The organism is Stenotrophomonas sp. GD03819 (genome assembly GCF_029841665.1).
GTDB classification, from domain to species: domain Bacteria; phylum Pseudomonadota; class Gammaproteobacteria; order Xanthomonadales; family Xanthomonadaceae; genus Stenotrophomonas; species Stenotrophomonas geniculata.
On the sequence record NZ_JAOCEW010000014.1, the window covers coordinates 1 to 15,072 of the forward strand.

At 66.9% G+C, this 15,072-nt stretch carries 14 protein-coding genes and 1 tRNA gene; 9 read left to right on the top strand and 6 right to left on the bottom strand.

Annotated features, from left to right (window positions below; genetic code table 11):
- The 5 genes from N5D45_RS09985 to trxA form a co-directional block, all read right to left on the bottom strand.
- The coding region (locus N5D45_RS09985; RefSeq protein WP_279938836.1) for a hypothetical protein at positions 1-701 on the bottom strand (701 nt) is incomplete at its 3' end.
- A gap of 45 nt (positions 702-746) precedes the next feature.
- Complete coding sequence (locus N5D45_RS09990; protein ID WP_010482929.1) at positions 747-1,199, bottom strand: DUF4442 domain-containing protein; 453 nt, start codon at positions 1,197-1,199, stop codon at positions 747-749.
- Positions 1,200-1,274: 75 nt separating this feature from the next.
- A complete protein-coding gene (locus tag N5D45_RS09995; RefSeq protein ID WP_010482931.1) occupies positions 1,275-2,900 on the bottom strand; it encodes a CHASE2 domain-containing protein in 1,626 nt (541 codons plus the stop codon).
- Positions 2,897-4,597: a FecR domain-containing protein gene (locus tag N5D45_RS10000; protein WP_057504297.1), complete on the bottom strand. Its 1,701-nt coding sequence runs from the start codon at positions 4,595-4,597 to the stop codon at positions 2,897-2,899. The genes N5D45_RS09995 and N5D45_RS10000 overlap by 4 nt, the downstream gene beginning before the upstream one ends.
- A 107-nt stretch (positions 4,598-4,704) precedes the next feature.
- Positions 4,705-5,562: a thioredoxin gene (trxA, locus tag N5D45_RS10005; RefSeq protein WP_164192379.1), complete on the bottom strand. Its 858-nt coding sequence runs from the start codon at positions 5,560-5,562 to the stop codon at positions 4,705-4,707.
- 125 nt (positions 5,563-5,687) lie between these two features.
- On the opposite strand from trxA, the gene N5D45_RS10010 reads away from it, so the two are divergent.
- The 9 genes from N5D45_RS10010 to N5D45_RS10050 all read left to right on the top strand — a co-directional run bounded on the left by N5D45_RS10010 (position 5,688) and on the right by N5D45_RS10050 (position 13,431).
- A complete protein-coding gene (locus N5D45_RS10010) occupies positions 5,688-6,299 on the top strand; it encodes a DUF998 domain-containing protein (protein WP_010482937.1) in 612 nt (203 codons plus the stop codon).
- Positions 6,300-6,404: 105 nt separating this feature from the next.
- Complete coding sequence (gene leuS / locus N5D45_RS10015; RefSeq protein WP_057504303.1) at positions 6,405-9,047, top strand: leucine--tRNA ligase; 2,643 nt, start codon at positions 6,405-6,407, stop codon at positions 9,045-9,047.
- Positions 9,048-9,183: 136 nt separating this feature from the next.
- Positions 9,184-9,768, top strand: coding sequence for an LPS assembly lipoprotein LptE (lptE, locus tag N5D45_RS10020; protein ID WP_010482940.1), 585 nt, complete (start codon positions 9,184-9,186; stop codon positions 9,766-9,768).
- Positions 9,769-9,777: 9 nt separating this feature from the next.
- Positions 9,778-10,815 carry a DNA polymerase III subunit delta gene (holA, locus tag N5D45_RS10025; RefSeq protein WP_057504295.1) on the top strand — a complete coding sequence of 346 codons (1,038 nt, stop codon included), beginning with the start codon at positions 9,778-9,780 and terminating at the stop codon, positions 10,813-10,815.
- Between the two features lie 3 nt (positions 10,816-10,818).
- Complete coding sequence (gene nadD / locus N5D45_RS10030) at positions 10,819-11,484, top strand: nicotinate-nucleotide adenylyltransferase (RefSeq protein ID WP_043402704.1); 666 nt, start codon at positions 10,819-10,821, stop codon at positions 11,482-11,484.
- A 58-nt stretch (positions 11,485-11,542) separates the two neighbouring features.
- Complete coding sequence (gene rsfS, locus N5D45_RS10035) at positions 11,543-11,953, top strand: ribosome silencing factor (RefSeq protein WP_005418109.1); 411 nt, start codon at positions 11,543-11,545, stop codon at positions 11,951-11,953.
- Positions 11,954-12,017: 64 nt separating this feature from the next.
- Positions 12,018-12,488, top strand: a complete 471-nt coding sequence (rlmH, locus tag N5D45_RS10040) for a 23S rRNA (pseudouridine(1915)-N(3))-methyltransferase RlmH (RefSeq protein WP_279938837.1) — start codon at positions 12,018-12,020, stop codon at positions 12,486-12,488.
- A gap of 22 nt (positions 12,489-12,510) precedes the next feature.
- A tRNA-Asn gene (locus N5D45_RS10045) sits at positions 12,511-12,587 on the top strand.
- A gap of 166 nt (positions 12,588-12,753) precedes the next feature.
- A complete protein-coding gene (locus N5D45_RS10050; RefSeq protein ID WP_139042451.1) occupies positions 12,754-13,431 on the top strand; it encodes a hypothetical protein in 678 nt (225 codons plus the stop codon).
- Positions 13,432-13,525: 94 nt separating this feature from the next.
- On the opposite strand, the gene N5D45_RS10055 is transcribed toward N5D45_RS10050, so the two are convergent.
- Positions 13,526-14,947 carry a basic amino acid/polyamine antiporter gene (locus N5D45_RS10055; protein WP_228354689.1) on the bottom strand — a complete coding sequence of 474 codons (1,422 nt, stop codon included), beginning with the start codon at positions 14,945-14,947 and terminating at the stop codon, positions 13,526-13,528.
- Positions 14,948-15,072: the final 125 nt, after the last annotated feature.

Below are 15,072 nucleotides of genomic sequence, written 5' to 3' on the forward strand. Positions count from 1 at the left end.
TGCGGATCGAATGCCCAGCCATCGCCGACCGTCTGCAGCGTCCAGCGACGGGTGCCGCGCAGTGGCTGCCAGCGCACGCTGTCCTTGTCGTTCTCGATGCTGCCTTCGACGCGCCTTACCTTGCGCGTGGAGAAGTTCACGCTCAGCGATTCGGTCTTTCCGGAATTGCGCATCACCGAATCCTGGTCGTAGCCGATCAGCGCGAACGCGCCGTCCTGCCAGCGGAAAGTGAAGGCGGTGGTACCCATCGACCAGCTTCCGGCGCTGGCGAATGAAAACAGCGCGACCTTCAACGTGCCACGCTGGATGCTGACACCCCCTTCTTCAAGCGGATCGCTCATCACCGGGTTCTCCGGGCGCGGAATCAGCTGATGGTCCTGCACCGCCAGCACATAGCCGGTTGGCCGTGACCACGCCACGGCGAGAATGCGCGGGTTGCTGTCATGCGGGGACGGGCCGAAGCCGTCGTGTTCGATGACGTTGCGCGGGTCCTGCTGGCGCAGTACCAGGACCAGATCAGCGCGGCCATCCTGGTCGAGATCGCCTTCGATGCTGGATTCAAGCGTCCAGCCGTTGGGCACGAAGCCGGCGGCAGTGGCAGCCTGTGCCGGCAGCGTCGGGTACTGCACCGGCGGCAGGTCCAGCGCATGGGCCGCGCACGGCAGGGTGCTCAGCAGTGCAGCAAGGGTGTACGGGCGCATCCGGGCCTCCATGGCAGAGGCCAGAGGATAGCGCCCAAGCGATGATCAGCGTGCGTGTGGCTTCAACCGCAGGTAGACCTGCTTGCGCACCTGGGCGACCACCTCGCCACTCTCATCGATCACGTCGTTGCTGAACCAGCGCAGCACCTTCTCGCCACTGGCCGCTTCGGCGCGCAGTTCGTCCAGCAGCGCGTCGTCGATGCGGAACGACGTCCGCACAATGCCACGGCCCGGCTTGAGGAAGTCGATGGCGCCGGCGCGGTCCCACACGTAGTAGTCGCGGCCGAGGATGTGCAGCAGGCCGAGCATCCAGAACGGATCGGTCATCGCGAACAGGCTGCCACCGAAGTGGGTACCGACGTAGTTGCGGTTCCATGGTCGCAGGCGCAGTTCGACATCGATCTGCCGGTAGTCCGGCGTGATGCGGGTGACGTGGATGCCGGTGAACAGGAACGGCGGCCAGAGATTGATGCCGAAGCGGAACAGGCGGGCGTTCATGCGGATCCGGGAGCGCAGGGCGAGGCGCCCAGTCTAACCATTCGCATGCGTATGTTGCACCCCGGGCGGCGAGGGTCATGCCTCGCCGTCGATCACATACCCGTCGCGGCCGTTGGCCTTGGCCTGGTACAACGCGGTGTCGGCGCCTTCGACGAAATGGTGCGGTTGCAGCGTGCCGTCGGGTACGCGGGTGAACACGCCGATGGTGAGGGTGACGCCTGCTTCGCCGCCGTCACCAGGCGCCGGCAGTGCACGCACGCAGGCGATCAGGTCCTCGATGACCTGGCGTGCGCCTTCGGCCGGGGTATCCGGCAGCACCAGTGCGAACTCATCGCCACCGTAGCGCGCGGCCATGTCGCGTGGACGTCGCGCATGTGCACCGATCAGGCGCGCGACATCGCGCAGCACGCGGTCACCGACCTGATGCCCGTGGCGGTCGTTGTGGCGCTTGAAATGGTCAACGTCGATCAGCGCGAGGCTCAGGGATTTGCCACTGCGTCGCGCGGCATCGCATTCCTGTTGCAGCGACTGCTCGAAACGCAGGCGATTGCCGAGACCGGTCAGCGCATCGCGATTGGCCAGGCGGTGCCAGGCCGAGACTCGCCAGATCGCCCAGGCCAGCAGCACCAGCAGGATGCCCAGCATTGCGCTGGCCGGTGCCCACCACAGGTCACCGGCGCGCAACAGCAACCAGCTCAGCAGCGGTGGAAGCGGCAGCGAGCACAGCGCAGCAAGCCATGGCAGGCGCAGGCCGAGCAGGATCACGCACAGCGCCACCAGCACGCCGCTGATGGCGTGCTGCCAGAGGCGGGGCAGCAGATCGATCTGCTTGTGCTGCAGCAGCATCGACGCGATGTTGGCCTGGTACTCACTGCCGCTCATCCAGAACTCGCGGGTGGTCGGGGTCAGCAGCCGCGGTGCGATGCCGCTGGCGGTCATGCCTACCACGATGCGGCGACCGTGCAGCATCGCCATGTCCACGTGACCATCCAGCACGTCGGCATAGGACACCTGTGGCAGGCGCTCGGGCGGCCCGGCATAGCGCACGCGCACGTAGTCGTTGCGCCGCCATTGATAGGGCGAACCGATCTGCGGATCAGGGTCGGGCAGGCCGTGCACCGCGCCCGGCGGCAGGGCGGCCAGCGCCAGGCCCAGTGCCGGCCAGTGAGCCTGGCCGATGCCCGCATGCAGATACACACCGCGCGCGACGCCATCGCCATCCACTTCCACGTCGGTATGGCCGATCGCCGCGGCACTGGCCGCGATCTGCGGAATCGGCAGCATTTCCTCGGCCATGCGGTCGCCGGCGGCCGGCGCCGCGAGTACCGGCAGCACCACCCGGCCATTGCGGCGGATCGCTGCGGCCAGTTCATCGTCCTGGCGGCTGTCGCGTCGATCAGGTTCGGACAGCATCAGGTCCAGTGCGACGCGCTCGGCACCGGCGTCGGTCAGCCGGTCCAGCAGGCGGGCATGGATCGAGCGGGGCCAGGGCCATTGGCCGATGCGCTGCAGGCTGCCCTCGTCGATGGCCACGATCAGCACGCTGGGGTCGGGGCGGTAGTCCCAGTTGCCGACCATGGCGTCATAGGCGGCTTCGTCCTGCCGCCACAGCCACTGGCCCTGGCTGGCGATCACCGTCAGTACGCCGGCCAGCAGTGCCAGCAGGATCCGCTTCGACCACGGCAGCGGCGAGCGCCTCATAACAACAGCAACAGCAGCAGGGCGCCACCACCGGCGCCGTAGCACAGGCGGCAGGGCAGCTTGATCTGCTGGGCCGGTGAGTACTCGCCCGCATGACCGTCGTCGTCGATGTACTGCACACGCACATGCAGGGTGCCGCTCCACGGCCGCTTGAAGCTGACCTGCGGCTCGCTCACGGTCTGGTCGACCAGGGGCGTGCTGAAGTCGCCACGACGGTCCACCTGCACCCGGTACTGCTGGCCTTCGCTGCCGGCCTGCCAGCGCAGGGTCAGCTCGCCATGCGCTGCTTCAGGCGGCTGCAGGGCAGGGTCGACCGGTTCATTGCTCAGTTGCAGGGGCAGGGCCTGGCCGTAACGTCCCTGGTGGCCGTTGCCATCGCGCGACGCCACCCGCCAGAAGTACTCGCCGGGCGGCAGCGGCTGCGCCAGGCGCAGGTCGGTGCCTTGGGTGCTCTGTTCCTGCAGCGGCTGCACGAAGCTCGGCTCGGCGGCGATCTGCAGCACGCTGCTGCGCGCGCCCGGCGCCTGGCTCCAACGGAAGCGCGGGCGGTCGCTGTTGACGGTCTGCCCATGCAGGGGGGTCACGGTGAGCGGCGGCGGGGGCTGGTCGCTGAGTTCGAAATCGGCGCTGGCGTCGAGGCCTTCCACGCCCTGCGCATCCACGGCGCGCAACAGGATGCGCAACTGGCCGGGGGGCAGGTCACCGATCGCCAGCCGGGTGTCGGCAGTGGTGGCGGCAAACAGCAGGATTTCCGGCGTCGCTGCCTGCACCACTTCCACACGGTAGCGCGCGGCGCCGTCGACGGGGTCCCAGGCGAGCAGGGTCGGCAGGGGCGCCAGGCGCACATCGTCGCTGCGCAGCTGCGGCGCGGGAAGAAGGGCGGAGACAGCGTCCGGTGCGGCATCGGCGCTGATGCTGCGGCTGGCCTGTCCAGGCTGGACCAGGCGTTTGCCGTGGGTGTTGCCGACCTGCACCTTGCCCTGCAGTACCTCGGTGGCAGCGACGTGGCCGGTGTCACCGGCGCTGACCCGGAATACGGTACCGCGCACGCTGCTGGTCGCCGTAGGTGCATCGATGATGTAGCGCGAGGCCGGGCCACGGGCAGGTGTCACCCGGTTGCTCGCGCGGCCCTGCTGGAGGCGCAGGCGGGTATCGACCATGCCGGTGTGGCCGTAGCGGCTGAGCTGGTCCAGGCGCAGCCGGGAATACTCGCGCAGCTGCAGGCGCGAGGCGTCGGCGAATTCAAGCGTGACGCTGGAGTCGCCTTCGGTCTGCACGGTGTCACCAATGCGAAGTTGTTCCCCGGCGAGTATCGCGCGCGTGGCGCTGCCATCGGCGCCGGACAATTCGACCTTGCCGCGCACCGACAGCACGCGGGCAGGTGCCGGTTCGATGCGCAGCCAGCTGATCGGGAAGCGCAGCAGCTGGCCCGGCGGCAGCTGGTAGGGGTTGTCGATGCGGTTGTGCTGTTGCAGCTGCTGCCAGCGCACCGAGGGCTTGAGGTACAGGCCTCCCAGATCCCACAGGGTATCGCCGGGACGGACCCGGTAGTTCCAGTCCTGGGCGGCGGCGATGGCCGGCAGGAAGAGAAGAGCGCAGAGCAGCGCGCCCTGGAAGCGCATGGCGAACGACAGCGAGCGGACGAAGGTCACAGTTTGCAATCCCGGCAATGCGGGGGCGCAGCTGCAAGACCCCATGGCCCCGACCTCATCCCCCCGAACGGATCGTGGCGGCCGTACGGCCGCCATCCCGCGCATTATTGCCCGCGTTCAGTGCAGGGATTCTGAACGAAGTGGGTTTCCGTTCAGAACAGCAGGGAGGCCATCCGGCGGCGGTACTGGCCGACCAGGTCCTCGTCGGAGATCACATTGAAGGCGTCGATCAGGGCCTTGCGCGGCAGTCCGTCCTCGAACGTGCGGTCGATCCGCAGCATTTCCAGGAACTGGGTCAGCGCGGCTTCGTCGTGGCCACCGAGCAGCAGCTGCACGCCGCGCAGGTGGCGTGCCTTGAGGTCCTTGCCATCGGTGGCGATGCGGGCGTCCAGCACTTCAGCGGCCGGGGCGTCCTTCAGGGCCGAGGCGAAGGCCAGCCGGGCGCGTGCACGCACCGCACGGTCGTCGGTGGCCAGATTGGCGGGCAGGCCGTCAATCAGCAGGCTGGCTTCATCGACGCCACCGATCTGCAGCAGGGCCAGCGCCAGGTCGAGTTTCAGCTCGTCCTTGTCCGGCTCGGCGGCGATCTGCGCGCGCAGTACGTCTACCTGCGCCTGCGGGTCCAGCGGGGCTTCATCTTCGGCGACGGCGTCGCCGATGTCGGCCGGCACGATGCCGTGCTGGGCCAGGAACTCACGCAGTTGGCCTTCCGGGATGGCCCCTGGGAAGCCGTCCACCAGCTGTCCGCCCTTGACCAGGAACACGGTCGGTACCGAGCGGATCTGGAAGGCGGCGGCGATCTGCTGTTCCTTGTCGACGTCGACCTTGGCCAGTTCGAAGGCGCCGTTGTACTCGGCAGCCAGCTTTTCCAGCATCGGCCCCAGGGTCTTGCACGGCCCGCACCAGGTGGCCCAGAAGTCGACCAGCACCGGCGTCTGCAGCGACTTCTGCAGGACTTCGGCCTCGAAGGTCGCAGTGGTGGCGTCGAATACGTAGGTCGTCTCGGTCATGGGGGGAAGCATCGTTTGGCGTCTGGAGACCGATTCTATGGTGACGATCGATGCCGGTCTCAACCCGGGTTGTAGTAAATGCCTGACAATGCAGGCTTCCTGTCGCCGTTCTTTCCGGAGCCTGCATGTCGTCCCTGTCCCCGTTGCTGCGCCTGTCCGGCCTGTCCGGCCTGGTCGCCGCGCTGCTGTTCGTGCTGGCGGTGCTCGGTTTCGGTGCCGGCCTGGACGGCTACGCGCAGGCCCGCCACCCGGTAGCGCTGCTGGGGGCACAGGGGGTGCCGCATGCGCTGGCCTTCAATCTGCTGGGCTTCGTGCTGCCGGGGCTGCTTGCGGTGGTTGTGGCCGAGTGCCTGCGCCGCAGGCTGCCGGCAACCGCCGGCTGGGCGCCGCGGGTGGGCAGCCAGATGCTGCTGCTGGCCGGGTTGGCGTTCGCCGCGATGGGGTTGCTGCCGCTGGATGTGGACGACCTGCACGGGCCGGCCAGCCAGCTGCATGCCAGCGCCTGGATGATCTGGGTGCTGGGTTTTGTCGCCGGGACCTTGTTGCTGGGCACGTCGCAGGTGCGCCAGGCGCATGGGCGCGCGCTGGGCGCCGTGGCGCTCGCCTGTGGCGTGCTGGCCGCGCTGGCGGCGTTTGCCCTGCAGGGCGTGCTGCCGGCGCCGCTGGCACAACGGCTTGCGTTCGCCTGCTGGGCGGTCTGGCTGGCCTTGGCGCTGCCACTGTCGCGACCGCGCTGAGACCGGCGCCGGACGCCCGCGGCGCCGGCATCCGGCAGGCAGGATTGGAGACGTTTGCCGCACTGCGGTACGCTGTACCGCTTTGCCGCCGCAACCGCGTGTTCCATGACCAGCGCTGAAACCAACGCCTACGACCCGCAGCAGGTTGAATCCGACGCCCAGCAGTACTGGGACGCCACCCGTGCCTTCGAGGTCGACGAGACTTCGGACAAGCCGAAGTACTACTGCCTGTCGATGCTTCCGTACCCGTCCGGTGCGCTGCACATGGGCCACGTGCGCAATTACACGATTGGCGACGTGATCAGCCGCTACAAGCGCATGACGGGTCATAACGTGCTGCAGCCGATGGGCTGGGACGCGTTCGGCCTGCCGGCGGAAAACGCCGCGATCAAGAACAAGACCGCGCCGGCGGCGTGGACCTACAAGAACATCGACCACATGCGCAGCCAGCTGAAGTCGCTGGGCTATGCCATCGACTGGTCGCGCGAGTTCGCCACCTGCCGCCCGGACTATTACGTCCACGAGCAGCGCATGTTCACCCGCCTGATGCGCAAGGGCCTGGCCTACCGCCGCAACGCGGTGGTGAACTGGGACCCGGTCGACCAGACCGTGCTGGCCAACGAGCAGGTCATCGATGGCCGCGGCTGGCGCTCCGGCGCCCTGGTCGAGAAGCGCGAGATCCCGCAGTGGTTCCTGCGCATCACCGATTACGCCCAGGAACTGCTGGACGGCCTGGACGAGCTGGACGGCTGGCCGGAATCGGTCAAGACCATGCAGCGCAACTGGATCGGCCGCTCCGAGGGCCTGGAAATCCAGTTCGACGTACGTGACGTGGACGGCGGCGTGCTGGATCCGCTGCGCGTGTTCACCACTCGTCCGGATACCGTGATGGGCGTGACCTTCGTGTCGATCGCCGCCGAACATCCGCTGGCGCTGCATGCGGCGAAGAACAACCCGGAACTGGCCGCGATGCTGGCCGACCTGAAGCAGGGCGGTGTGTCCGAGGCCGAGCTGGAAACCCAGGAAAAGCGCGGCATGGACACCGGCCTGCGCGCGCTGCATCCGGTCACCGGCGAGCCGGTGCCGGTGTGGGTCGCCAACTTCGTGCTGATGGGCTACGGCACCGGCGCGGTGATGGCCGTTCCGGGCCACGACCAGCGCGACAACGAAGTGGCCAACAAGTACGGCCTGCCGATCAAGCAGGTCATTGCCCTGAAGGACGCGCGCACCGAAGAGGAGCGCAGCTGGGACGGCAGCCGCTGGCAGGACTGGTACAGCGACAAGAGCCGTGCCTTTGAACTGGTGAATTCGGCCGAGTTCGACGGCCTGGACTTCCAGGGCGCCTTCGAAGCGCTGGCCGAACGTTTCGAACGCAAGGCCCAGGGCCAGCGTCGCGTCAACTACCGCCTGCGCGACTGGGGCGTGAGCCGCCAGCGTTACTGGGGCTGCCCGATTCCGGTGATCTACTGCGCCAAGTGCGGCGCGGTGCCGGTGCCGGAAGAACAGCTGCCGGTGGTGCTGCCGGAGGACGTGGCGTTCTCGGGTACCGGTTCGCCGATCAAGACCGATCCGGAATGGCGCAAGACCACCTGCCCGGACTGCGGCGGTGCGGCCGAGCGCGAGACCGATACCTTCGACACCTTCATGGAGTCGAGCTGGTACTACGCCCGTTACACCTCGCCGGGTGCCCGTGACGCGGTCGACAAGCGCGGCAACTACTGGCTGCCGGTGGACCAGTACATCGGTGGCATCGAGCACGCGATCCTGCACCTGATGTATTTCCGCTTCTACCACAAGCTGCTGCGCGACGCGCGGATGGTGGACAGCAACGAACCGGCGCGCAACCTGCTGTGCCAGGGCATGGTGATTGCCGAGACCTACTACCGCCCGAACCCGGACGGCTCGAAGGACTGGATCAACCCGGCCGATGTGGAAGTGCAGCGTGACGAGCGCGGCCGCATCACCGGCGCCACCCTGATCGCCGACGGCCAGCCGGTGGTGGTCGGTGGCACCGAGAAGATGTCCAAGTCGAAGAACAACGGCGTGGACCCGCAGGCGATGGTCGACAAGTACGGCGCCGACACCGTGCGCCTGTTCTCGATGTTCGCCGCGCCGCCGGAACAGTCGCTGGAGTGGAACGAAGCCGGCGTGGATGGCATGGCCCGCTTCCTGCGCCGCCTGTGGGCCCAGGTGCAGAAGCATGCTGCCGACGGTGCCGCTCCGGCACTGGATGTCGCAGCACTGGATGCCAACCAGAAGGCACTGCGCCGCAAGACCCACGAGACCATCGGCAAGGTCGGTGACGACTATGGCCGCCGCCACAGCTTCAACACCGCCATTGCCGCGGTGATGGAACTAATGAACGCGCTGGCCAAGTTCGAGGACGGCAGTGCGCAGGGGCGTGCGGTGCGCCAGGAAGCGCTGCAGGCCGTCGTGCTGCTGCTCAACCCGATCACCCCGCATGCCAGCCATGCCCTGTGGCAGGTGCTGGGCCACGGCGAGACCCTGCTGGAAGACCAGCCGTTCCCGCAGGCTGATGCCGGTGCGCTGGTGCGCGACGCGCTGACCCTGGCCGTGCAGGTCAACGGCAAGCTGCGTGGCACCATCGACGTGGCGGCCGACGCCGCGCGCGAGCAGGTCGAGGCACTCGCCCTGGCCGAGCCCAACGCGGCCAAGTTCATGGAAGGCCTGACGGTGCGCAAGATCATCATCGTGCCCGGCAAGATCGTGAACATCGTCGCCGCCTGATGTACCCCGCACCGGCCACCCGTATGGTGGCCGGTGCCATTCCGGTGCAGGGCCAGGCGTATGATGGCCCTGCATTCACGCCGCTTCGGGCACGCTGTGTGTTGCCGTGATCGCCCGGCTCCGCCAGACTGTCTCCATGACCCGAATCCTGCTTGCTCTCGTTCTTGTCCTCGGCCTTGCCGGCTGCGGTTTCCATCTGCGCAACAAGCTGATGCTGCCGACCGACACGGCACCGGTGAAGGTGGTTTCCACTGCGCCGTACAGCGAACTGGTCAAGCTGCTCAACCGCAGCCTGCTGGCGTCCGGCGCCAGGCTGGCCGATGAGGACAGCAAGGAACCCAGTACCCAGCTGCAGGTGCTGTCCGAACGCTGGGGCGACCTGCCGATCGCCATCGACTCGCAGGGCCGTGCGCAGGAATACAGCCTGCGCTACGCGGTGATCTTCATCTTCCGTCGCGAAGACGGCAGCGAGCTGGTGCCACAGCAGGTGATCGAGCTGTCGCGCGACTACGTGTCACCGCCGACCGACGCCACCGGTACCACCACCGAACGTGAAATCCTGGCCAATGAACTGCGCCGGGAAATGTCCGCCTCGATCATCCGCCGCATCGACAGCGTGGTGCGTGCCGAGATCGAGAAGGGCGGCAGCCTGTCGGCGCCGAAGGACAAGCCGGTTGAAGGTGCGGAGCCGGCCGAACCGGTCCCCGCAGCCAAGCACTGAGCCGCGACGATGGAACTGCGTCCGGAGCAGCTGGCCAGCCAGGGCGCTGATACCGCGCTGGCGCCGGCCTACCTGATTGCCGGCCCGGAAACCCTGCGCGTGCTTGAGGCGGCCGACGCCATCCGCGCGCGCGCGCGCGCCGCCGGCATCGGCGAGCGGGAAGTGTTCGACGCCGATGGCCGTGATTTCGACTGGAACCAGCTCGACGCCAGCTTCAACGCGCCCAGCCTATTCAGCGCCCGCCGCCTGGTCGAGGTGCGCCTGCCCAGCGGCAAGCCGGGCAAGGACGGGGCCGAGGTGATCAGCCAGTTCTGCGCCAATCCGGCGCCGGACGTGGTGCTGATGATTACCGCCAACGAATGGAGCAAGGCCCACCAGGGCAAGTGGGCCGAGGCGGTCAACCGCATCGGCGTGCTGTCGGTGGCCTGGGCGATCAAGCCGCACGAATTGCCGGACTGGATCGAGCGCCGCCTGCGTGGCAAGGGCCTGCGCGCGGACCCGGCCGCCGTGCAGCGCCTGGCCGAGCGGGTGGAAGGCAATCTGCTGGCTGCCGCCCAGGAAATCGACAAGCTGGCGCTGTTGGCCGACGGCCAGCCGCTGGACGTGGAACGGATGGAATCGCTGGTGGCCGACGCCGCGCGCTATGACGTGTTCCGGCTGGTGGAGGCGACGTTCTCCGGGCAACCGCCGGCGGTGCTGCGCATGCTGGCCGGCCTGCGCGGCGAGGGTGAGGCGGTGGCTGCACTGATGCCGATGGTGATCCGCGAACTGCTGGCCGGTGCTGGCCTGGCCCGGGTGCAGGGCCGTGGCGGCAACCTGGCCGCCGAAATGAAATCGCGCGGCATCTGGGAATCGCGGCAGGCGCCGTACAAGCGCGCGCTGCAGCGGCATCCGGAAAGCAAGCGCTGGGAGCGCTTCGTGGCCGAAGCCGGGCTGGTCGACCGCATCGCCAAGGGGCGCGCCGACGGTGATGCCTGGCTGGCGCTGGAGCGCCTGCTGGTGGCCGTGGCCGAACCGCGTGCCGTGCGCCTGCTGGCGCGGGCCTGAGCAATGAGCCTGCGGATCTATTACGGGGGCACCTTTGATCCGGTGCACCTCGGGCACCTGGCGATCGCGCGGGCTGCCCGCGACGAACTGCAGGTTGCCGTGCGCATGCTGCCGGCCGCCGATCCGCCGCACCGGGCCGTGCCCGGCGCCACGGCCGAGCAGCGCTGCACCATGCTGTCGCTGGCCATCGGTGACGAACCGGGTCTGCTGCTGGACCGCCGCGAGCTGGACCGTGCAGCGCGTTTCCCCGGTCGGCCGTCCTATACCGTGGACACCCTGCGCGAGCTGCGTGGCGAGCTGGGTCCGAGCCGGCCGCTGGCTTGGCTGGTCGGCGCCGACAGCCTGCTTGGCCTGTCCCGCTGGCACGAGTGGGAGGCGTTGTTCGGGCTGGCTCATTTCGTGGTGGCAGAGCGCCCGGGCAGCCCGTTGCAGGCTGCGGTGGATGGCGAGCTGGGCCAGGCGCTGGAAGGGCGCTGGGCCGACACCGAGCAGGCCCTGTTCGCCAGCCCGGCCGGGCGCATCCTGCGCCTACATCATCCGCTGCGCGAGGAATCGGCCAGCGCCGTGCGTTCGCAGATCGCCGGCGGTGGCCCCTGGCGCGCCCTGCTGCCACCCGGCGTGGCGGACTATGTGGCTGCACACGGGCTGTACCGCCCGGCCAGGCCGTGAATGGCGCAGCGGCGCCATCCCCGTATAATCGCCCCCACGTTTATCGAGTCGATCCACTTTGAGCAACCAGACCCAGCCCCAGACCATCAAGGTCGATCTGCCCAGCCCGCCGCCGTCCGTGCCGGAACTGCTGGCCAGCGTCCGCCAAGCCACCGAAGACCTGAAGGCCAAGGACCTGGTCGAGATCGACGTGCGCGGCCGGTCCAGCGTTGCCGACTACATGATTGTTGTTTCGGGCACCTCGACCCGCCACGTCAAGTCGATTGCCGATGAAGTGGTGCGCTTCGCCAAGAACATCGACGTGATGCCGCTGGGCGTGGAAGGCGAGCGCGAAGCCGAGTGGGTGCTGGTCGATCTGGGCGACGTGATCGTCCATGTGATGCTGCCGCGCGTGCGTGAGTTCTACGCCCTCGAGCGCCTGTGGACAGTCGGTGACCAGCCGCCGTCCAGCGACGACGAAGTGGCTTGAGCCACGCGTTGATGCATCCCTTCGACGGCGCCGATGGCGCAGTCGACGTTTTGGAGGACCATTGATGAAAGCCCGCCTGATCGCCACCGGTGAACGCGCCCCCAGCTGGGTGGCGCAGGGCTTCGCCGAGTACCAGAAGCGGCTGTCGCACTGGCTGCCGTTCGAGCTGGTGGAAATCGAGCCCGGCCTGCGCGGCAAAGGCCGTGATCCGCGCCGCGCCATTGAAGATGAAGGCAAGCGGGTGATCGCTGCGCTGCCGAAGAATGCCTATGTAGTGGCGCTGGATGTGCCGGGTCGCCAGCTCAGTTCCGAACAGCTGGCACAGCGCCTGGAACACTGGCGCGGGCAGGGCAGGGACCTGGCGTTCCTGATCGGTGGCCCGGAAGGGCATTCGCCGGAAGTCTCCGCGCTGGCCGACGAGAAGTGGTCGATCGGACCGCTGACGCTGCCACACATGCTGGTACGCCTGGTGGTGGCCGAGCAGTTGTATCGGGCTGCCGCAATGATTGCCAATCACCCCTACCATCGCGCGTGAAGAGTGGTTATACTAGTCGTCTGCCCGAATAGCTCAGCCGGTTAGAGCACTTGACTGTTAATCAGGGGGTCGTTGGTTCGAGTCCAACTTCGGGCGCCACTTTGAAGAGACCTGCATCGCAAGATGCAGGTCTTTTTTTTGCGTTGCGCATCGTCAGTGCGTAATGGCGTCTGCGGGGCCAGCGGACCACGCTCCCAGACCGTTGAATGTTCAAAGGGCGCCTTGAATGATGGGAAGATGAGGTCCGGTCGCAAAGAGGCGCTGAATGAGTACCGTTCGCGAAGACTTTGAAAGAAGCTTTTGGATGCTTGTCGAAGACAGTCTGCTTTTGATTGAAGCCTCAGAGCTGAACCCGGGTACGGAGCTTGCAAATTCGCTTGCACGCGCAGCTCTTTTGAATACTTTGGTACTCCCAGAGGTGGTCGCCAATTGCTGTATAGACGACCTCCGTCTGGAGAACTCCGTATACAAGGAGGTTGATCGTCTGTCGGTTGTCGCCAAGTTCGATTTCTACCTGAGAACGAAATTTCGGAACAAGTCCATCTCTCGTGGCGATAGGCACGTGCAGTCTATTGGCGAATTGAAGAAGCTAAGAGATGACTACGTGCATCCAAAATCAAGACGAGTGCGGTGGATCGGAGATCCTGATGGCGAGCAAACAGCTGAGCGTCCCCTAACACCGATTCTGGGTATCGCGAAGAATCCTCGAGACTGGTGGCATGAGGACGCGGTACTCGCAATGCGTGCCACCCACGGTTTCCTTGCCCACTTCTTCAAGGAGCGCTGCCGTTACAGCCGAGTTGCGGTGGCAAGCATTGTTGCTTGTGAGTGTGAGTCTCCAGTGAGGGGGGACTACTACGTGCCCTACTTGCCTCGCCGATTGAAATCAAACCTTGAACATTGGGAAATCAATCTGGATTACGTAAAACACGGCTGGCTCTAGCGACCAAGATGAAAAAGCACTGATGTGTGGGCATGCCTAGCCTTCAGCTCTACCTGGCCAGATGCCAAGGTGATGAGTCGAGCACGGCTCGGCTCTACAGTGCCAGCTCGCCACTGGAGAACGCGACCAGCGTAGCGATGGCTACCACCAGAATGGCGCCGAACAGCACCCATTCCCAACGCGTGAATACCAGCTCGCCGCGCTGGCGCCGGGCCAGTGCGAACAGCACCACGCCGGGCACGTACAGCAACACCGACAACAGCAGGTTGTCGAGGCCGCCGGCATACACCAGCCAAAGCGCGTACGCACTGGCCAGCAGCGCAACCGCGAAATCACGCCAGCGCGCACTGGGCTCATCGGCGTAGGCCTGCCCGCGCCAGGCCAGCTGCACGCCGAATGCCGTGGACAGGAAGTAGGGCACCAGGCTCATCGATGCGGCCAGCAGCACCAGCCCGGTGTAGCTGCCGGAACTGACCAGCACCAGCAGCAGGAACACCTGGATCAGGCCGTTGCTCCACCACAGTGCATTGGCCGGCACGCCGCGCGCGTTCTCACGGCCTAGGAAGGCGGGCATGGTGCCGTCACCTGCGGCGGCATAGAGCACTTCGGCGCACAGCAGCACCCAGGCCAACAATGCACCGAGAACGGAGATGATCGAACCGATGATGATCACCGTCGCGCCCCATTCGCCGACAATGGCGCGCAGCACATAGGCCATCGACGGATTGGGCAGTCCGGCCAGTTCCGCCTGCGACAGCACGCCCATCGACAACAGGCTGACCAGCACCAGCAGCAGCCACACGCCAAGGAAGCCGATCACCGTTGCCCGACCCACGTCGGCGCGCCGTGCCGCGCGCCGCGAATAGATGCTGGCCCCTTCGATGCCGATGAACACCCACACGGTTACCAGCATCATGCCGCGCAGCTGCTGGCCAAGGTCGCCGAGTGCAGGCGTGCCGAGGAAATCGGCGCGGAACACGTCCATGCGGAACGCGCCGGTGGCCAGGATCAGGAACAGCGCGATCGGCAGCAGCTTGGCCACGGTCACCAGGCCGTTGACGATGGCTGCAGTACGTAGGCCGCGCAGCACCAACAGGTGCACCGTCCACAACAGCAATGACGATGCGGCCACGGCGGCCGGAGTATTCCCTTCGCCGAACACGGGCATGAAGTGGCCGAGGCCACTGAAGATCAGCACGAAGAAGCTGGCGTTGCCGAGCACCGAGGCAACCCAGTAACCCCACGCAGCGGAGAAGCCGATGTAGTTGCCGAAGCCCTCGCGTGCGTAGGCGTAGATGCCGGTATCGAGATCCGGTCGGCGGTTGGCCAGCGCCTGGAACACGAACGCCAGCATCAGCATGCCCGCGCCGCTCACCGCCCAGCCGATCAGCGCGGCGGCCGGACCGGCGCTGCGCGCTACGTTCTGCGGCAATGAAAAGATACCGGCGCCGACCATCGAGCCGACCACCAGTGCAGTCAACGCGGGCAGGCCCAAGCGCTGCGATGTCGCGGCCATGGAGATCCCCTGCGGCGGTGATGCCGCGTGCACACGGTAGCCCTGTGCCCGTGAACATGCCTGCAAGGGGCAGAACGACGAAGGCCCGGGCAGCTGCCCGGGCCTTCGAAGGTGATGCGTTGAAG

Bases quoted from the DNA above. Each gene is read 5' to 3' on its own strand.
- holA (WP_057504295.1), top strand. From the start codon at position 9,778: ATGGAACTGCGTCCGGAGCAGCTGGCCAGCCAGGGCGCTGATACCGCG.
- trxA (WP_164192379.1), bottom strand. From the start codon at position 5,562: ATGACCGAGACGACCTACGTATTCGACGCCACCACTGCGACCTTCGAG.
- nadD (WP_043402704.1), top strand. From the start codon at position 10,819: ATGAGCCTGCGGATCTATTACGGGGGCACCTTTGATCCGGTGCACCTC.
- N5D45_RS10050 (WP_139042451.1), top strand. From the start codon at position 12,754: ATGAGTACCGTTCGCGAAGACTTTGAAAGAAGCTTTTGGATGCTTGTC.
- N5D45_RS10010 (WP_010482937.1), top strand. From the start codon at position 5,688: ATGTCGTCCCTGTCCCCGTTGCTGCGCCTGTCCGGCCTGTCCGGCCTG.
- N5D45_RS10000 (WP_057504297.1), bottom strand. From the start codon at position 4,597: ATGGGGTCTTGCAGCTGCGCCCCCGCATTGCCGGGATTGCAAACTGTG.
- N5D45_RS09995 (WP_010482931.1), bottom strand. From the start codon at position 2,900: ATGAGGCGCTCGCCGCTGCCGTGGTCGAAGCGGATCCTGCTGGCACTG.
- leuS (WP_057504303.1), top strand. From the start codon at position 6,405: ATGACCAGCGCTGAAACCAACGCCTACGACCCGCAGCAGGTTGAATCC.
- rlmH (WP_279938837.1), top strand. From the start codon at position 12,018: ATGAAAGCCCGCCTGATCGCCACCGGTGAACGCGCCCCCAGCTGGGTG.
- lptE (WP_010482940.1), top strand. From the start codon at position 9,184: ATGACCCGAATCCTGCTTGCTCTCGTTCTTGTCCTCGGCCTTGCCGGC.
- N5D45_RS10055 (WP_228354689.1), bottom strand. From the start codon at position 14,947: ATGGCCGCGACATCGCAGCGCTTGGGCCTGCCCGCGTTGACTGCACTG.
- N5D45_RS09990 (WP_010482929.1), bottom strand. From the start codon at position 1,199: ATGAACGCCCGCCTGTTCCGCTTCGGCATCAATCTCTGGCCGCCGTTC.